The sequence below is a fragment of the Bradyrhizobium sp. SZCCHNR3119 genome, from assembly GCF_032487775.1.
Taxonomy (GTDB): domain Bacteria; phylum Pseudomonadota; class Alphaproteobacteria; order Rhizobiales; family Xanthobacteraceae; genus Bradyrhizobium.
The window spans coordinates 5709290-5725484 of record NZ_JAUEUV010000001.1 but is presented as its reverse complement, the minus strand read 5'-3'; the positions used below and the strand labels follow the sequence as shown (position 1 = coordinate 5725484).

The window sequence follows — 16195 nt, the reverse complement described above, 5'->3', positions numbered from 1 at the left end:
AGGCGGGATGGGGAAACGAGACCCGAGGCACCATTGGCCAAAGCTGCTGACATGATGATCGCTCGCCGGGCCGACACGCGGGCGCGTGCGGATTTTGCGACTTGGAAGATGATCGCCAAGTTGAACGGCGCATCGGACCTGCCCCCGCAGGCACAGGAGTTCCTGGCGAGCTACAAGACCCGGCTCACCGACATGTCGGAGCACGACGCCACCGAGGCGACCATCCGCGAAATGTACAAGGCCTATTATGCCGAGATGGGCGGCGGCGGCGCACCGCCCGAGGTGAAGGCGGCAGCGCCAGCCCAGCAGCCGGTGACCGACAACGTGACTGCGTTCCGGCGGCTGCCACCGAAAGCCAAGACGGCGCAGAACGGCGCGACCACCAGGCCGAAACTGCCGGTGGCGCTGATCTTTGCCTGCCTCGTCGTGGTCTATGTCGGGATCAGGTATTACTGGCGCTGACGCGCTCTCCGGTCTGCGCTACGAGCGGACCGTGCCATCATCCTCAGTTCCGCTCACTTGGCCGCCTCGAAGTTCACCGGCAGCCTGAACGCGAACTGATCCTGGGTGAGCGCGGTCGGCGGTTTGGGCACAGGATCCGAGCGGCGAACCATGGCGATTGCGGCCTCGTCATAGGCCACGTCGCCGGAGGATTCGACAACGTCCACGGACAGGACCTTGCCAAGCCGGTTCAGCACCAGCTCCAGCTTCACAGTCATCGCTTTCTTCTTACCCTCGGGGTAGCGCTGGTGCAGCTTGAAATACGCGCTGATCTTGCGCTGCCAGTTCGCCGTGAGCTTTTCCTTGTCCTTGCCGATGCCGACATTGGGCGCCTTGGTCTTCTCGGCCTCGGGCGCCTTCTCGTCGAACGATTTTCTGGCGCGGTCCTCCGAGGCTTCCTGCGCAACTGAAGCGTTGGTCTGGACCGCCGCGACCTTCTGTTCTTCCGTCGGCTTCTTCACGTCGGCGGTCGTCACCTGCTGGTCCGCCTCATCCGTGGTGGTCGGCATATCCTTCGGCAGATCGGTCTGTTCGACCTCGGCCTTCTGCTCCTGCAGCTGGGGCGAAGCGGTCTGGGCCACCGAATCCTGACCGACTGGAACCTCGTCGTTCTCGACCTTGGGCGAAGCCATGTCGATGTCGATGATCTCGGCTCCGTTCGCACCAAGCCCGTCGATGTCCTCATCGTCCTTGAGCTGCGTCAGCGCCAACGCCGCGCCGCCGACATGGAGCATCAGCGCGCCGACCGCAGCCAAGAACCATAGCCGCCGCGAAGTCCTGTTGCCGGTGTCGAGATCGCTCATGGCCAGCGTCGCCTGGTTCAAGGCTGCGCGGGCTGAGCCGCCGGCGCCTGGCCCGGCGCGGCGGGCGCGCGCTCCAGTGCCACCAGCTTGACCTTGGTGTAACCGCCGGCGCGCAGCAGCTCCAGGACCTGCATCAGCTCGCCGTAAGGCACGACCTTGTCGGCGCGCAGGAAGATCGGACGGTCCCTGCTCGCTTCGGGCGTCGTATCGAGCGAGCGCACCAGATCGATTCGCTTCACCCCGTTCTCGCCGATGGCAAGCGAAAGGTCCGGCTTGATCGAGACGTAGATCGGCTTGTCCGGCTTCTTCTGCGGCGCGGCGGTCGAGGTCGGCAGGTCGATCGGCAGATCGACGGTCGAGAGCGGCGCAGCCACCATGAAGATGATCAGCAGCACCAGCATGACGTCGATGAACGGCGTCACATTGATGTCGTGGGTCTCGTCGAACTCGTCGTCGAGATCGCCGTCCGAGAGCGAAACGGCCATCGCCTACTCCGCCGCTCGCGAATGGATCGCAACATGGCTGCGATCGAGATCGCGCGACAACAACCGCCCGACCGCGCCCGAGGCACGGCCGACCTGCTCCAGGTAGGCTTTGGTCACGCGCGAGAAGTGATTGTAGATGATGACGGCAGGAATCGCCGCGGCAAGGCCGATGGCCGTTGCGAGCAACGCCTCGGCGATGCCGGGCGCCACCACCGCAAGATTGGTGGTCTGCGACTTCGAAATGCCGATGAAGCTGTTCATGATGCCCCAGACGGTGCCGAACAGGCCGACGAAGGGCGAGATGGCGCCGACCGTGGCGAGCAGACCCATGCCGACGCGAACCCGGCGTCCTTCCGCGCGGGCGATTTCGGCAAAGCTCGAAGCGGCCCGCTCCTTGATGCCGGCATCGCTCGGCAGATCGCTCGATACCCGCAACTCCGCAATTGCCGCATGCAAGAGCGACGACAGCACGCTCGTCGAGCTGCCCATCGCGATCTGCGCTTCAGCCAGCGACTTCGCACCGGCGACCTTGCGCAACGCGCCGCCGAGCTTGCGCTTCAGCACCGCGAACTCGATGCTCTTGGCGATCAGGATGGTCCAGCTCGCGACCGAGGCGAGTGCGAGCGCGATCATCACCGCCTTGACCACGATGTCGGCCTTCAGGAACATGCTCCAGGGCGACAATTCATCGAGACCAACGGCGATCGATTTGGCCGGCCGGGCAGCACCATCCACATTCGGCTGAGCTGCCGGGGCGGCATCGTTCGGCGTGATCGCCAAAGGATTTGTCCCGGTCACGGCCTGGCTGACTTGCGACTTGTTCTCAGTAGGCGCCGGACTAACGGGCGCTGGAGCCGCGGGCGTCTGCCCCGACAAAGCCGCTGAGAACGCCTGGGCCGCCGGAGCTTGCCCTGCCGGCGTCTGCGGAGGCTGCGTCGTCACCTGCTGCGCGTAGGCCAACGGCGCCACAAGCATGACTGTCAGAACGAGCGCGGCGCAAAAGCGGAACGATGTCATCATACTTCGGCCCAGTGGCGGATCAGGTTGTGATAGATGCCGGTCAATCTGACGGTTTCGGGATCGTCGCGCCCCAGCCGTCCCGCAAGACCCTGGATCACATTATCGAGATCAAAGATCATACTGCGGACGTGGGCATCCCGTATCATGCTCTGCATCCAGAAAAAAGAGGCGACCCGGGCGCCGCGGGTCACCGGCGTCACCATATGAAGGCTCGATGACGGATACAATACGGCATCGCCTGCGGGCAATTTGACCTCGTGCGATCCGTAGGTGTCCTCGATCACAAGTTCGCCACCGTCGTATTCCTCGGGCTCCGCCAGGAACAAGGTTATCGACAGATCGGTCCGAATGCGCAGCCCCGTCAGCGGATCGCCGCGCACGGCGTTGTCGACATGGATGCCGAAATGGTGGCCGCCGGAGGCCGCATAGCGGTTGAACAGCGGCGGAAAAATCTGCAGTGGAATGGCTGCCGAGAGAAAGCGCGGATTTTTCGTCAGCGCGGAGACGATCCGCTGCCCCAGCGCCCGCGCCACCTCGCCGTCGGCAGGCAATTGCTCGTTGCGCTTGACCATGGCGGACTGCGCTCCGGCCGTTGAGCGACCGTCCTCCCATTCCGCCGCATCCATGATGCGGCGGAATTCGGCGACATCAGACTTGCTGAGGACTTCCGGAATGCAGACCAGCATGATGTTTCCTTCAGCAGCGCCTTAGTACCGCGCCGAGAGCACCAGATAGGCCGCGCGGCCCGGCGCCTCCAGCACGAACGGTGCTGCACTCTGATAGAGCGCGTCGTAGTAGCGCTTGTCGAAGATGTTGTTGACGAACAGCTTGGCAGTCCAATGCTTGTCGATCTTGGCTTCGGCGAACGCATCGAACCGCCAGTAGCTCGGAATTGACGTGCCCTGGTTCGCCGCAAGCAGCGTACCGCCATAGATCTTGGAACGGTACACGGCCTGGCCGCCGATCTCCCACGTGTCGTTCAGCTGATACTTCGTCAACATGCTGAACGACTGATGTGCGACGTTGGCAAGCTGCAAGCCGACATTCGACTTGTACAGCGTCGTATTTGCCGGCGGCGCAAGCGACTTCGTCACCTCCGACTGCATCAGCACGAGCCCGCCGAACACGCTCCATTTGTCCGTGATCTTGCCGCCGATACCGAGATCGATGCCGCGGATGCGGTAAGCAGCGCCGGCCGTAATGCAGGATACCGTGCCCGTCGTACCGGCTGGATAAGGACAGGTTGCGGTTGCCGTCGCCGCCGTGATGTTCTGCGATTCTCGCGCGTTCTCCTTTTCCGTCTGGAACAGCGCGGCCGTTACCAGCAGATGACGATCGAACAACTCCCACTTCGTCCCGACCTCGATGGCCTTGTTCTTCTCAGGCCCGAAGATCTGGTTCGAGCCGCCGTTGAGCACCGGCGACAATCCGCCATAGGCAGTACTGGTGCCATCGAATTCGGCACCGACCGGATTCGACGAGGTCGCATAGGCGACATAGACGCTACCGTTCGGCTGCGGCTTCAAGGTCAGACCGAGATTGAAGTTCGGCAGGCCGAAATCGGCGGCCTGGGCGCCCCACACGTTGGAAACGCCGTTCACGGTGCCGAAGCCGCTGCTCTTGATGTTGTAGTCGTCGTAGCGGACGCCGCCGTTGAGGATCACAAGATCACGGTAGTTGGCGCTGTCCATGACGTAACCGCTGGTCGTATCGACCGCGATCTTCGTCGGCCGGCCGGACAAGGATGGCGATGTCGTAAACGGCGTCTCCATATACTGGGGCGCGAACACGTTCACGCCCGAGATCGAGCCGCTACCGCTGAAGGGCACGCCGACGGTTTCCGAACTCAACCCCGTATAGCGATCGATGCTGGAGATTTCCCGCGAGATCTCCACGCCGCCGAGCGCCGTGTGCCTGAAACCAAGCCCGTCGTCGAACTTGTAGGTGAACTCGCTCTGATTGGCGACCACATCGGTTTGCTGGAAACGGCTCTGCGGATTGGCGCTCAAGGTCCAAAGCAGCGGATTCGGATTGGTGACCACCGGCTGTTCCGGCAGCGTGCCGATGTAGTTCTGGGTCGATCGCGACAGCCTCAGCTTGTCGCTGAATGTGAGGTCGGGCGTGATCTTGACCTCGGTGTTGATGGTCGCGAAGTCCTGCCCCGTTCGATAAAAGTCCCGATTGAGCAGGCCATAGAAGTTGTTCCGGTTGACTCCGAAATCAGGGAACGGGCCGCCGGCGGTGCTCGCCGTGCTCGGTCGGTAGTACGGCACGCCAAAATCGGGAATCCCGGTCAGTTCGGTATGGACGTAATTGGCGGTGATTTTCACCGGATCGATCGGCGTCCACGTCGTGGCGACGAAAGCGCCGTTGCGATTGTCCTTGATGGCGTCGCGGCCGGCAACGTTGGCGTCCTGGAACAAGCCGCCTGCCCGCACGGCAAGCGTCGGATTGATGACCTGGTTGACGTCGAGCACCACACGCTTGGTGTGGTCGGTGCCGAACGTCGTATCCATGTTGTAGAAATTGCCGGCGGTCGTCGCCTGCTTGGTCACGATATTGATCGCGCCGCCGGTGGTGCCGCGGCCCGCGAAGGACGAGCCCGGGCCGCGCAGGATCTCGACCTGCTCGGTGAAGAAATTCTCGCGCACGCTGACGCCGGCGTCGCGCACGCCATCGATGAATATGTCGTTGCGCGCATCGAAGCCGCGAATAAAGAAGCGATCGCCGAAGGCATTGCCCCCCTCGCCCGAACCGAGCGTAACGCCGGCCGTGCTGAGCACGGCCTGCTTCAGGTTGGTGGCGTTCTTGTCCTCGAGCACTTCCTTGCTGAGCACCGTGATCGTCTTCGGCGTGTTGAGGATCGGCTCCGGGAATTTGCCCGAGGACTGCACGCGATCGACCTTGTAGGGCGCCGCCGCGTCCGCATAGGGATTGGCATCCGGGGGGGCGAGCCCGCCCGCATTGGGGAACGGAACGGCCTGCGATTGCGCCGCCTGCTGCCGCTCCGCCGCGCGCCGCAGGGCATTGCGGGCGCGGACCTGGTCGGCGGTCGGCTTGGAGGCAGTTGGCCTCGAACGCGCAACCGGAGCATCGACGTTGACGGTCGGAAGGTCGGAGGACGGCTGCGCCTCGGCCCCCGACACCGTGGCGACTGCGATCAGTCCCGCAACCGCCGACACCTTGGTGCCGGTAGCGCCATCGAGCTTTGCATTGAAATTGACCGCTGCGATCGCACGCAGCGATCGCGGTGTAATGACCTGTCCCATATCCTCTTACACGCCCCCGTATTCCTACGTCGCTTGTGCGGATCATTCGCAAGCGAACGTGACAACGGTGGTATCGAGCGTGTTTCAGCGGGTCAATTTGAGGAGGTCCAAGTTCAGCTTGAATAGTTCCAGATCAAAACGATTCTAAATCCAGCAAACAAACTTAAAACGACTCTAAGCTGCGATTGTGAGAGTTCGTAGGGTCGACCTCACAACGGCGCGTCCGCGGGCTATCGCTTCGCTGCGAGTTTCGGATGCTAGTCGCTGCTCGGTGGCTTCATCAGCGAGAACAACTCATCGACCGTCTGCTGCGCGATCTGGCGCACGCGATCCGAATTGTCGATGCCGGCGATACGCACGCCCTTCACGACGGCTCTGATCTCGTCGCGGAAATCGGTAAGGAAGCGCAAGGGGTCGCGCTGCTCATTGGCGACCCTGGCGATCAGGCCCGTCACCAGGATCTGGCAGGCGATCATCTTCCCGTTCAGTTCGTCCATTCCGCGCTCCCGCTGCTCGGCCTGATATGGACCGGGCCGCTGCGTGATGACAACCGGAGCGCGGCAGGTTTGAAGTCGTTCTAAACTGGTGCGACCGATCCGAAGCGCCCGACTCACGCGCGGCAAATCTATTGAGAGCTCAGATCAACGGCGGCACTGGAGTCATAAGTTCGCGAGCATCGACACGCTCAAGTAGTAACGACAAGATCGCCCTACTTCGCAGCGGCATGATCGCCGGAATCCGACAGCGCCTTGATGCGGTCCTTGATCTCGCGCAGCGTGGTCAGGCTGGTCGCGACCACGTCGTCAGGGATGCCGTGCAGAACGTCGGCGGCGATCGCATCCCTGAGATCGTCGAGATCATCGACGAGCTTGTGTCCGGCAGCCGTCAGATACAGCCGGTTGGCGCGGCGATCCTTGGGATCGTGCCGGCGCTCGAGCAACCCCTGCTCGACCAGCCGGTCCAACAGCCGCACCAGCGAGATCGGCTGCAGCTCCAGCACTTCGGCGAGATCGACCTGCGATAGTCCTTCCTGCGCGCGCAACCGAAACAGCACGATCCATTGGGCACGCGTGGTGCCGCGCGCTTTGGCACGATGATCAATATAGTTGCGCAGAATGCGCGAGCTTTCGACAAGCTGGGCGACCAGCTGCCGCCTCAGGTCCAACGACATGTCCTCGGGTCCTCGAAGCTGTCAAATTGTTTAGTTTTCTTCAAGCAGCGGTGTGTTTACACATAAAGTGCACGCACACTATATCTGTGCGCGCTGGGAACGGTTTTAAAGACCGGTTATTCTCTTCGCTTCAGCTTCGAAAAGCCGAAATCGAAGAGCCGACGAAAGAGCCGACATGAAGACGTCACAGGCTATCGGTTGGGTCCTGCTGCTGGCAGTCCTTGGCGGGGGCGGCTATTACGGCTGGCAGCGTTATCAGGGCGCGGAAGCCGCCAAGCGCGCCGAGGCGCAGAAGGCAGCGGGGCCGCCTGCCGTTCGTGTCTCGACAGCTCCGGTCGATAAGACCGACTTCCCGGTCTACCTGACTGGCCTCGGCAACGTTCAGGGCTTCAACACCGTACAAGTCCGGACCCGGATCGACGGCCAGATCGACAAGATCGCCTTCACCGAGGGCCAGCTCGTCAAACAGGGCGATCTCCTGGTCGAGATCGATCCGCGGCCGTTCCAGGCGAGCCTGGATCAGGCCAAGGCGAAAAAGGCGCAGGATGAGGCCAACCTCGCCAACGCCAATCTCGATCTGCAGCGCTTCACCAAGCTCGGCGAGTTCGCCACCCGCCAGCAAACCGACACCCAGCGTTCCACGGTGGCGCAACTGACCGCGCAGATTGCAGCCGATGATGCCGCGATCGCCAACGCGCAGACCCAGCTCGACTACACCCAGGTCAAGGCACCGATTACCGGCATCGCCGGCCTGCGCCAGGTCGACATCGGCAACATCGTCAATGCGGCGACGCAGACCGGCATCGTCACGATCGCTCAGATCGAGCCGATCGCGGTGATCTTCACTGCTCCCGAGGAGCAGCTCCCCTATATCAACGAAGGCCAGAAGGTGGCGCCGCTGACGGTGCTGGCGATGACCACCGATGGAAAGAAGACGCTGGCCCAGGGCAAACTCGCGGTGATCAACAATCAGGTCGACGCGACCAGCGGGACGATTCGGCTGAAGGCGGTGTTCGACAACAAGGATCACGCGCTGTGGCCCGGCCAGTCGGTCTCGACGCGGCTCCTGGTGAAGACGTTGAAGGACGCAACCGTGGTTCCCGATGACGCCGTCCAGCACTCCACCAACGGGCTCTATGCCTACACGGTGAGCCAGGACAACAAGGCCGAGCTGCACAAGGTGAAGGTCGGCGTGTCGATCGACGGCCGCACGGTGATCGAGGCCGGCCTGACGCCTGGCCAGCAGGTGATCACGGGCGGTCAGTTCAAGGTTCAGCCAGGCTCGCTGGTCACCACCGCGGTGGCGAGTTCGGACCCGGCGCAAGCGAAGGTCCGGCAGGAATGAACGGCGGCGGCATTTCGGCACCTTTCATCCGCTACCCCATCGGCACCTCGCTGCTGATGGCGGGGATCCTGTTCGTGGGCCTCGTCGCCTATCCGCTGCTGCCGGTGGCGCCGCTGCCCCAGGTCGACTTCCCGACCATCCAGATCACCGCGACATTGCCCGGTGCGAGCCCGGAGACGATGGCGACCTCGGTGGCGCAGCCGCTGGAACGCCAGTTCGCGCAGATCCCCGGCATCGCCCAGATGACATCGACGAGCTATCTGGGGACCGCTTCCGTCACCATCCAGTTCGATCTCAGCCGCAACATCGACGGCGCCGCCAACGACGTGCAGGGCGCGATCAACGCGGCCAGCGGCCAATTGCCGAAGACGCTGCCCTCGCCGCCGACCTACCGCAAGGTCAACCCCGCGGATTCGCCGATCCTGCTGTTGTCGGCCACCTCGGACACCTTGCCGCTCACCACCGTCTCGGACGCCGTCGACGCCCAGCTTGCGCAGCAGATCAGCCAGATCACCGGCGTCGCCCAGGTCATCATCGGCGGCCAGCAGAAGCCGTCGATCCGCGTCCAGGTCGATCCGGCCAAGCTCGTCACCAAGGGCCTGTCGCTGGAGGACGTGCGCAGCCAGATCGCGATCACCACGGTCGACAGCCCGAAGGGTAACGTCGACGGCGAGCGGCGCGCCTATACGATCTACGCCAACGACCAGCTCACCGAGTCCAAGGATTGGAACGACGTCATCGTCGCCTATCGCAATGGCGCTCCGTTGCGGATCCGGGACATCGGCCGGGCGGTGACCGGACCTGAGGACGCCAAGCAGGCGGCCTGGGCGAACGGCAAGCGCGGCGTGTTCCTGGTGATCTTCAAGCAGCCCGGCGCCAACGTCATCGAGACCGTCGACAAGATCAAGGCGATGCTGCCGCGGCTGGTCGCCGCGATCCCGCCGGCGATCAAGATCGAGGTGATCTCCGATCGCACCACCACCATCCGCGCCGCGGTCGAGGACGTCCAGTTCACCCTTCTCCTGACCATCTTCCTGGTGGTGATGGTCATCTTCATCTTCCTGCGCAGCTTCTGGGCGACCGTCATCCCGACCGTCACGGTGCCGTTGGCCCTGCTCGGCGCCTGCGCGCTGATGTGGGTGTTCGGCTATACGCTGGACAATCTCTCCTTGATGGCGCTCACCATCGCCGTGGGTTTCGTGGTCGACGACGCCATCGTGATGCTCGAGAACATCTCGCGCTATGTCGAGGAAGGCGAATCGCCGATGGCCGCCGCCTTCAAGGGCGCGCGCGAGATCGGCTTCACCATCGTCTCGATCTCAATCTCGCTGGTCGCCGTGCTGATCCCGCTGCTGCTCATGGGCGGCATCATCGGCCGCCTGTTCCGCGAGTTCGCGGTGACGCTGACCATGACCATCTTCGTGTCCATGGTGGTGTCGCTGACGCTGACCCCGATGATGGCCTCGCGCTTCCTGCGCGGCGGACATCAGACCCATGGCCGCTTCTATCAATGGAGCGAACGCGGCTTCGAGGCTCTGCTTAACGCCTATGAGAAAGGCCTCGACGTCGCCTTGCGCTGGCGCTTCGTGACGCTGCTGGTGTTCTTCGCCACGCTCGGCCTGTCGGTCTATCTGTTCATCCTGATCCCGAAGGGCTTCTTCCCGCAACAGGACGTCGGCCTGATCACCGCGACATCCGAAGCCTCGCAGGACATCTCCTTCCGGGCGATGCAGTCGCGCCAGGAGGCGCTGGCGAAGATCGTGATGCAAGATCCGGGCGTCGCCAGCGTCGCGATGGCGATCGGCGGCTCGGGACGCGCCGGCAACAACGGCAACATGTTCATCACGCTGAAGCCGCTCGAGGAGCGTGACGCCTCGGCGCAGCAGATCATCGGCCGCCTGCGGCCGAAGCTGGAGAAGGTCGAAGGCGCCCGCCTCTATATGCAGGCGGCGCAGGACATCCGCCTCGGCGGCCGCCCGACCCGCACCCAGTTCGAGTTCACCTTGCAGGACGCCAATCTCGGCGAGCTCAACGAATGGGCGCCGAAGATCCTGGACAAGATGAAGACGCTGCAGGAGCTGCGCGACGTCGCCACCGACCAGCAGACCGACGGCACCACCGTCCAGCTCACCATCAACCGCGACACCGCTTCGCGCTACGGCATCACCCCGCAGCTGATCGACGATACGCTGTATGACGCGTTCGGCCAGCGCCAGGTGGCGCAGTATTTCACCCAGCTCAATTCCTATCACGTGATCCTGGAAATCCTGCCGGAGTTGCAGGCCAACGTGGACACGCTGGACAAGATCTACCTGAAGTCGCCGACAACAGGCGACCAGGTGCCGCTGTCGACCTTCGCGAAATGGACCACCGTGCCGGTGCGGCCGCTGTCGATCAGCCACCAGGGCCAGTTCCCGGCGATCACGATCAGCTTCAACCTCGCCCAGGGCGTGGCGCTCGGCCAGGCCACCCAGGCCGTACAGCGAGCGATGGTCGAAATCGGTGCGCCCGCGACCTTGAACTCGAGCTTCCAGGGCACGGCGCAGGCGTTCCAGCAGTCGCTCTCCACCGTGCCGCTGCTGATCCTCGCGGCGCTGGTCGTGGTCTATCTGATCCTCGGCATCCTCTACGAGAGCTACATCCACCCGATCACGATTCTCTCGACCCTGCCCTCGGCCGGCGTCGGCGCGCTCGCGATCCTGATGGCGTTCGGCTACGATTTCAGCCTGATTGCTTTGATTGGCGTCATTCTGCTGATCGGCATCGTGAAGAAGAACGGCATCATGATGGTGGACTTCGCCATCGCCGCCGAGCGTGACCATCACCTGACGCCCGAGCAGTCGATCCGCCAGGCCGCTCTGCTCCGCTTCCGTCCGATCATGATGACGACCATGGCCGCGTTGCTCGGCGGCGTGCCCTTGATGCTCGGCACCGGCACCGGCGCCGAGATCCGCCAGCCGCTTGGCTATTCCATGGTCGGCGGCCTGATCGTCAGCCAGCTATTGACGCTGTTTACGACGCCCGTGGTCTATCTCTATCTCGACAATCTCAACAACGCCTTCTCGCGCTGGGGCCGCTCCAAGCTGGACACCGAGGCCGATGGCGACGAGCACGGCGCGGTCAAGGAAGCGGCGGAGTAGCGCCGGCGCGCGACGCGGGAGCGCGCGGCTGGGCCTTGCCGGCCGCGACCTCTGCCCACACGATACAAGCCTTTTGCGGATCGCTTGGTGCTCACCTCTCGCCCACTGCGGGGCGACGACGCGCTTCGCTCGCGCAGAGGGATCGGACGGCGTCGCAAGATCCCAGCCGGGAGACGGGAGCGCTGGACCAATTCAGAGTGTCCGATGAAAATCCCACTCCCTGTCCGGGTCAGACGAGATGGTTGGCAAGGCAGACAAAAGACCCCCGCCGCGCGAATTTCCCCCCAATTCCATCCCCTTACGCGCTTGCCAAGCCCGGTCACATGCGGGTAGAAGATCGCCGTGCCCGCCGCTGATTTGGTTCATGCGGCGCTTTGCGCACCACTGCCGGACAGCTCCACAAGCTCTTGAGACTGCTCGGCAATTCCGTTGGGGAATGGTGTAACGGTAGCACAACAGACTCTGACTCTGTTTGTCTTGGTTCGAATCCAGGTTCCCCAGCCAGCTTGACATAAGCGCCACCGAATATGTGCCAGGCCTCGACCTGGCGATCGCCCGCGGCTGGCTGTGGCTGCACGAGGGCGGCACCTATGTGAAGCTGACCGAGGCCGGCAAGGGACATCCACGCCTGAATCCAGGCTTCCCGATGAGGTGCCTTTGAGACTGTCGTCTCGCCTCATCGCCGGAGCAGCGGCGCGCTCACGCTTATGGTTCGTCGACGCGCCCTCCCCCAAAGACCTAGCGGCTTCCCTTACGTGCGCGGGACTGGAACCCTTAGGGCATGCCTGCTCTCACGCGCCGACGGGGCCCCAAGGCCGATAGGCGTGCCGTCTCCGCCTGACAGATGCGCGCACGACCGGCAATAAAGGGAACGCCGCGCCAAGGACGCAGCCTTCGGCACTCGCCGACGGCCTGCTCTTTACGCGGCTCGCACGGTGTCGAGGAACTTGTGGACCTCGGCCTTCAGTCGGCTGCTGTCCTGCGACAGTGACTGCACCGCGCTGAGCACCTGCGACGATGCCGCCCCCGTCTGGGTCGCTTCGTGCTGCACGTCGGCAACATTGGCTGAAACCTGCTTCGTGCCGTTGGCAGCCTGCTGGATGTTGCGCGAGATCTCCTGGGTGGCGGTCCCCTGTTCCTCTACTGCGGCTGCGATGGTCGCGGCGATTTCCGACATCCGGCCGATCGTGTCGCCGATCTCCTTGATGGCAGTGACCGAATGCTGGGTCGCGGTCTGGATGGCGCCGATCTGCTGGCTGATCTCGCCAGTCGCCTTGGCAGTCTGCTCGGCGAGCGCCTTGACCTCGGAGGCGACCACGGCGAAGCCGCGGCCGGCTTCACCGGCCCGCGCCGCCTCGATGGTGGCGTTCAAGGCCAGCAGGTTGGTTTGGCCCGCGATGGTGTTGATGAGCTCGACCACATCGCCGATACGAGCCGCCGCTTGCGACAATTCGCCGACGCGTTCATTGGTCTTGCGGGCCTGCTCCACCGCTTCGCTGGCGATCGCTGAGGATTGCTGCACTTGTCGGCTGATCTCGTTCACGGAGGAGAACATTTCCTCGGTGGCGGCGGCGACCGACTGGACGTTGTTGGAGGCGTCGCCGGAGGCGCCGGCCACGGCGGTGGCAAGACCCTTCGAGCGCTCGGCAGTTGCGCTGAGCGACTGGGCGGATGACTCAAGGTCGGTCGCTGCCGACGAGACGGCCTCGATGATCTGGCCGACCGCGGTTTCGAAGTCATTCGCAAGCCGCCTCGTGTCGACCTTGCGCTGCTGGGCCTGACGCGCCTCTTGCTCCTGATGCTCAGCTTCGAGCCGCTGACGGGCGGCCGCATTGACCTTGAAGACCTCGACGGCACGGGCCATTTCGCCGACCTCGTCGCGCCGCTCCGAGTTCGGGATCTGCACGGCAAGATTCCCGTTCGCAAGCTCGGTCATCGTGCTGGTGATCGCCTGCAGTGGTCGGACCAGGCCGCGGGCGATGATCAGAGTCGCGACACAGAGCAGACCGATCAGCCCTACGGCCCACATCAACGAAACCTTCGCCGAGGCGTAGAACGCCTCGTCGAGATCGTCGACATAGACGCCGGTGCCGACCACCCAGTTCCACGGATCGGCCTTCATGGTGTAGCCGAGCTTCGCCACTGGGACGGTGCTGCCGGCGCGCGCGAACATATAGCTGACGAAGCCGCCACCAGGCTGGGCCGCAGCCGCGATCAGCTCGCGTATCAGAGGCAGGCCGTTGGCGTCCTTCTCGTTGATGACGCTCTTGCCCTCCCAATCCGGTTTCGGGCCGAGCACGAGGTTCACACCGTCCGGCTGGTAGACGAAGATATAGTCGTTCTTACCGAAGCGGATGCCGCGTAGCACCGTCTTGGCGCGACTCTGCGCCTCGTCCTCGGTCAGGGCACCCTTGGCCACCGCATCGGCAAAGCCCTTCACGATCGACACAGCGGATTGCACCTGTCCGACGACTGCGGCCTTGCGCTCTTCGACCAGGGCCGTTCGGGTAGCGAGAAGTTGGCTGACCACGGCAGCGATGCAGACGCCAATGGATAGCGCGACCAGGACCGCAAAGCGGCGTGGTATGGTGAGGACCATGTCAGTTTCCTGCAAGAGGGCATCCAGCCAGCGGGTGCCGTTGGTTTCCTTGGTAGATTCCAACGAAGTGTGCCGTGCGGGAGGTTTAAAATAGTTTAGCAGGTGGCCCCCCGTAGAAATACGCGAGACTCCTCCGCGGCTGCCCAACGGGAATATCTGTTATGCCGCTGTCCAACTCGTCGGGTTTGTGACCGCCGTCGGCGCGGTCAGCCGGATCAGGCTATTGGTTGCAGTGCCGGCCTTGGAGGATGAAGGCTCTTGCAGATTTGAGCATGTGCAATCTCTACTCCATGACAAGGAACGTGGACGCGATCCGCCGATTGTTCGGCGTCGCGCCGGAGCATGACCGCACAGGCAACCTACCCGTTCTGCCGGGCATCTTTCCCGACTACCTGGCGCCGATCGTACGCAATGGCGAAGGCGGGAGCGAGCTGGTCATGGCGCGCAGGGGCGTAGTTCGGCATCTGGTTCAGGAAACCGATGTGCGCGAGGTATCTGATCCAGCGCCATTGCTCCAGCGGCAGGTCGATGCGGCGCTCGCCGTCGGACGGGTCCGACCACCGGCGTCCAGCATCGAAGCCTTTCTGGTACGCCGCCTCGCCCATGGCACTTCCGAGCATCGCCGCGCCCATCAGGTGGAGATCGATCTTGCCGGTGGTGCCGTTCCACGCTTCAGCGTATCGGCCATGTAGTCGAGCGCCTCGTCGACATTCTTCGGCAGCGGCTGATCCTTCTCCTCATAGTGGTAGCTGCACGCCCGCGAAAGGTCGTGAACGGCTTGGCTGGCGCCGGCGAGGCGCTCGTACTGGTAGGCCTTCGCCCGTAGCCATTCGACGATGATCACGCCGATCACCACGGCAATCCCAACCAAAACCTTGTAGTCCATGCCACTTGCCCGAAAATAGATTCCGTAGCGCGCCCTCGATCTTCAGTATAGCGGCTTAATCGCAGGCGATTTTCCATCTCCGGACGGTTGCGGAGAAAGAGACAGGCTTCCTGTGGGCAGCGCGGTGATTGCGGCGCTGGACTGCACCCGTCGAATGCGACACGGTAATTTGTGCGACAGCGCGATTGTCTCGATCTATTGCCATGATTTGTCTGCGCGATCAGCTCCGACCGCCACGCCGCTTTTGGGTCCCCCCTATCGCTCGCGCGGAAACAGAAAATTCGCGAACGATCTCAAGCTGATTTGGGCTGTCCAGATGATCAGCCGAAAATAATCCGCTGGGCAAAGACCCCAAATCAGCTTCATCTTGCGGATATCCCGCCTCGATGCGAGGGGCGTACGCGCGGTCGTCACGAGACGCGAGGCGGGGAGCGGTGGACGCGATGAGCCGCAGCGTGCGTATTGCGCGCGGACGAACGGCAAGTCGCGGACGTGAAGTTGCAGGGTCCTGACACCCCGACGCTGGTGTCCTCGAGCTGACGCGTCAGCGTCATGCGCGACATGGTGGCCAAAAGCCCGGTGCACCAGGGAGACTGCTTATAAGCGTTAAAACCATCGCGCAGGGAAGGCCGGGATGCCTCGGCCAAACCTGTGGTTCCTGCCCCGTGCATTCTTGTTCGCACGGGGGCCATGGGTGCGGCCCGCACCCCGCCTTCCCTGCGCCCTCGTCTTTCACGAGGGTAACGCTACCGGCGAAACTCGGACACGACGCGTGTCGCGAGACCGTGGCCGTGCGTCGCATCAGCTGTTTGAAATGTGAATCAGGACGCGCCCATGCGGATCATGTCCGGCTTCGACGCATCCGGCTCGCCGTCGTCTCAATGTGTCACTGGCCGGCGGTCGCGCTACATGGATGGATCCGGGCAGCCGAAAAAGTGCCGCCCATCCGATCCATCCGCAACGAATCCCGCGGGCA

13 protein-coding genes, 1 tRNA gene and 1 pseudogene are annotated in these 16195 nt (G+C 63.4%); 6 read left to right on the top strand and 9 right to left on the bottom strand.

Features of this window, described 5'->3' with window-relative positions; all coding sequences use genetic code 11:
• Positions 1-51: 51 nt before the first annotated feature.
• Positions 52-462, top strand: a complete 411-nt coding sequence (locus tag QX034_RS26405) for a hypothetical protein (RefSeq protein ID WP_315728686.1) — start codon at positions 52-54, stop codon at positions 460-462.
• A 53-nt stretch (positions 463-515) separates the two neighbouring features.
• On the opposite strand, the gene QX034_RS26400 is transcribed toward QX034_RS26405, so the two are convergent.
• The 7 genes from QX034_RS26400 to QX034_RS26370 all read right to left on the bottom strand — a co-directional run bounded on the left by QX034_RS26400 (position 516) and on the right by QX034_RS26370 (position 7249).
• Positions 516-1304, bottom strand: a complete 789-nt coding sequence (locus tag QX034_RS26400; RefSeq protein WP_315728648.1) for a TonB family protein — start codon at positions 1302-1304, stop codon at positions 516-518.
• 17 nt (positions 1305-1321) lie between these two features.
• Positions 1322-1789: a TonB system transport protein ExbD gene (gene exbD / locus QX034_RS26395; protein WP_315728646.1), complete on the bottom strand. Its 468-nt coding sequence runs from the start codon at positions 1787-1789 to the stop codon at positions 1322-1324.
• A gap of 3 nt (positions 1790-1792) precedes the next feature.
• Entirely contained in the window at positions 1793-2809 is a 1017-nt protein-coding gene (gene exbB, locus QX034_RS26390; protein WP_315729711.1) for a tonB-system energizer ExbB, read from the bottom strand.
• The gene (locus QX034_RS26385; RefSeq protein ID WP_315729712.1) at positions 2806-3495 is read right to left on the bottom strand and encodes a Fe2+-dependent dioxygenase; all 690 of its coding nucleotides are present in this window, start codon (positions 3493-3495) and stop codon (positions 2806-2808) included. The genes exbB and QX034_RS26385 overlap by 4 nt, the downstream gene beginning before the upstream one ends.
• A 21-nt stretch (positions 3496-3516) precedes the next feature.
• A complete protein-coding gene (locus tag QX034_RS26380; RefSeq protein ID WP_316196011.1) occupies positions 3517-6078 on the bottom strand; it encodes a TonB-dependent receptor in 2562 nt (853 codons plus the stop codon).
• 257 nt (positions 6079-6335) lie between these two features.
• A complete protein-coding gene (locus QX034_RS26375; RefSeq protein WP_315705260.1) occupies positions 6336-6575 on the bottom strand; it encodes a hypothetical protein in 240 nt (79 codons plus the stop codon).
• A 212-nt stretch (positions 6576-6787) separates the two neighbouring features.
• The gene (locus QX034_RS26370; RefSeq protein WP_315705259.1) at positions 6788-7249 is read right to left on the bottom strand and encodes a MarR family winged helix-turn-helix transcriptional regulator; all 462 of its coding nucleotides are present in this window, start codon (positions 7247-7249) and stop codon (positions 6788-6790) included.
• 175 nt (positions 7250-7424) lie between these two features.
• Here QX034_RS26370 and QX034_RS26365 point away from each other — a divergent pair, with 175 nt between their 5' ends.
• The 4 genes from QX034_RS26365 to QX034_RS26350 all read left to right on the top strand — a co-directional run bounded on the left by QX034_RS26365 (position 7425) and on the right by QX034_RS26350 (position 12395).
• Positions 7425-8594, top strand: a complete 1170-nt coding sequence (locus QX034_RS26365; protein WP_315728638.1) for an efflux RND transporter periplasmic adaptor subunit — start codon at positions 7425-7427, stop codon at positions 8592-8594.
• Positions 8591-11734 (top strand): multidrug efflux RND transporter permease subunit, encoded by a 3144-nt coding sequence (locus QX034_RS26360; protein ID WP_315751252.1) that lies wholly within the window; start codon positions 8591-8593, stop codon positions 11732-11734. Before QX034_RS26365 ends, QX034_RS26360 begins: the two co-directional genes overlap by 4 nt.
• A gap of 430 nt (positions 11735-12164) precedes the next feature.
• Positions 12165-12238: transfer RNA gene (locus QX034_RS26355), tRNA-Gln, on the top strand.
• A 25-nt stretch (positions 12239-12263) separates the two neighbouring features.
• On the top strand, positions 12264-12395 hold the full coding sequence (locus tag QX034_RS26350) for a hypothetical protein (RefSeq protein ID WP_315729715.1): 132 nt from the start codon (positions 12264-12266) through the stop codon (positions 12393-12395).
• A gap of 258 nt (positions 12396-12653) precedes the next feature.
• Here the strand turns inward: QX034_RS26350 and QX034_RS26345 are convergent, their stop codons facing one another.
• Positions 12654-14333, bottom strand: coding sequence for a methyl-accepting chemotaxis protein (locus tag QX034_RS26345; RefSeq protein WP_315728632.1), 1680 nt, complete (start codon positions 14331-14333; stop codon positions 12654-12656).
• Between the two features lie 272 nt (positions 14334-14605).
• Between QX034_RS26345 and QX034_RS26340 the strand changes: the two are divergent.
• Positions 14606-14788: pseudogene (locus tag QX034_RS26340) on the top strand (SOS response-associated peptidase); the annotation flags it as partial.
• A gap of 176 nt (positions 14789-14964) precedes the next feature.
• Here the strand turns inward: QX034_RS26340 and QX034_RS26335 are convergent.
• Entirely contained in the window at positions 14965-15219 is a 255-nt protein-coding gene (locus QX034_RS26335) for a hypothetical protein (protein WP_315705255.1), read from the bottom strand.
• Positions 15220-16195 lie beyond the last annotated feature (976 nt).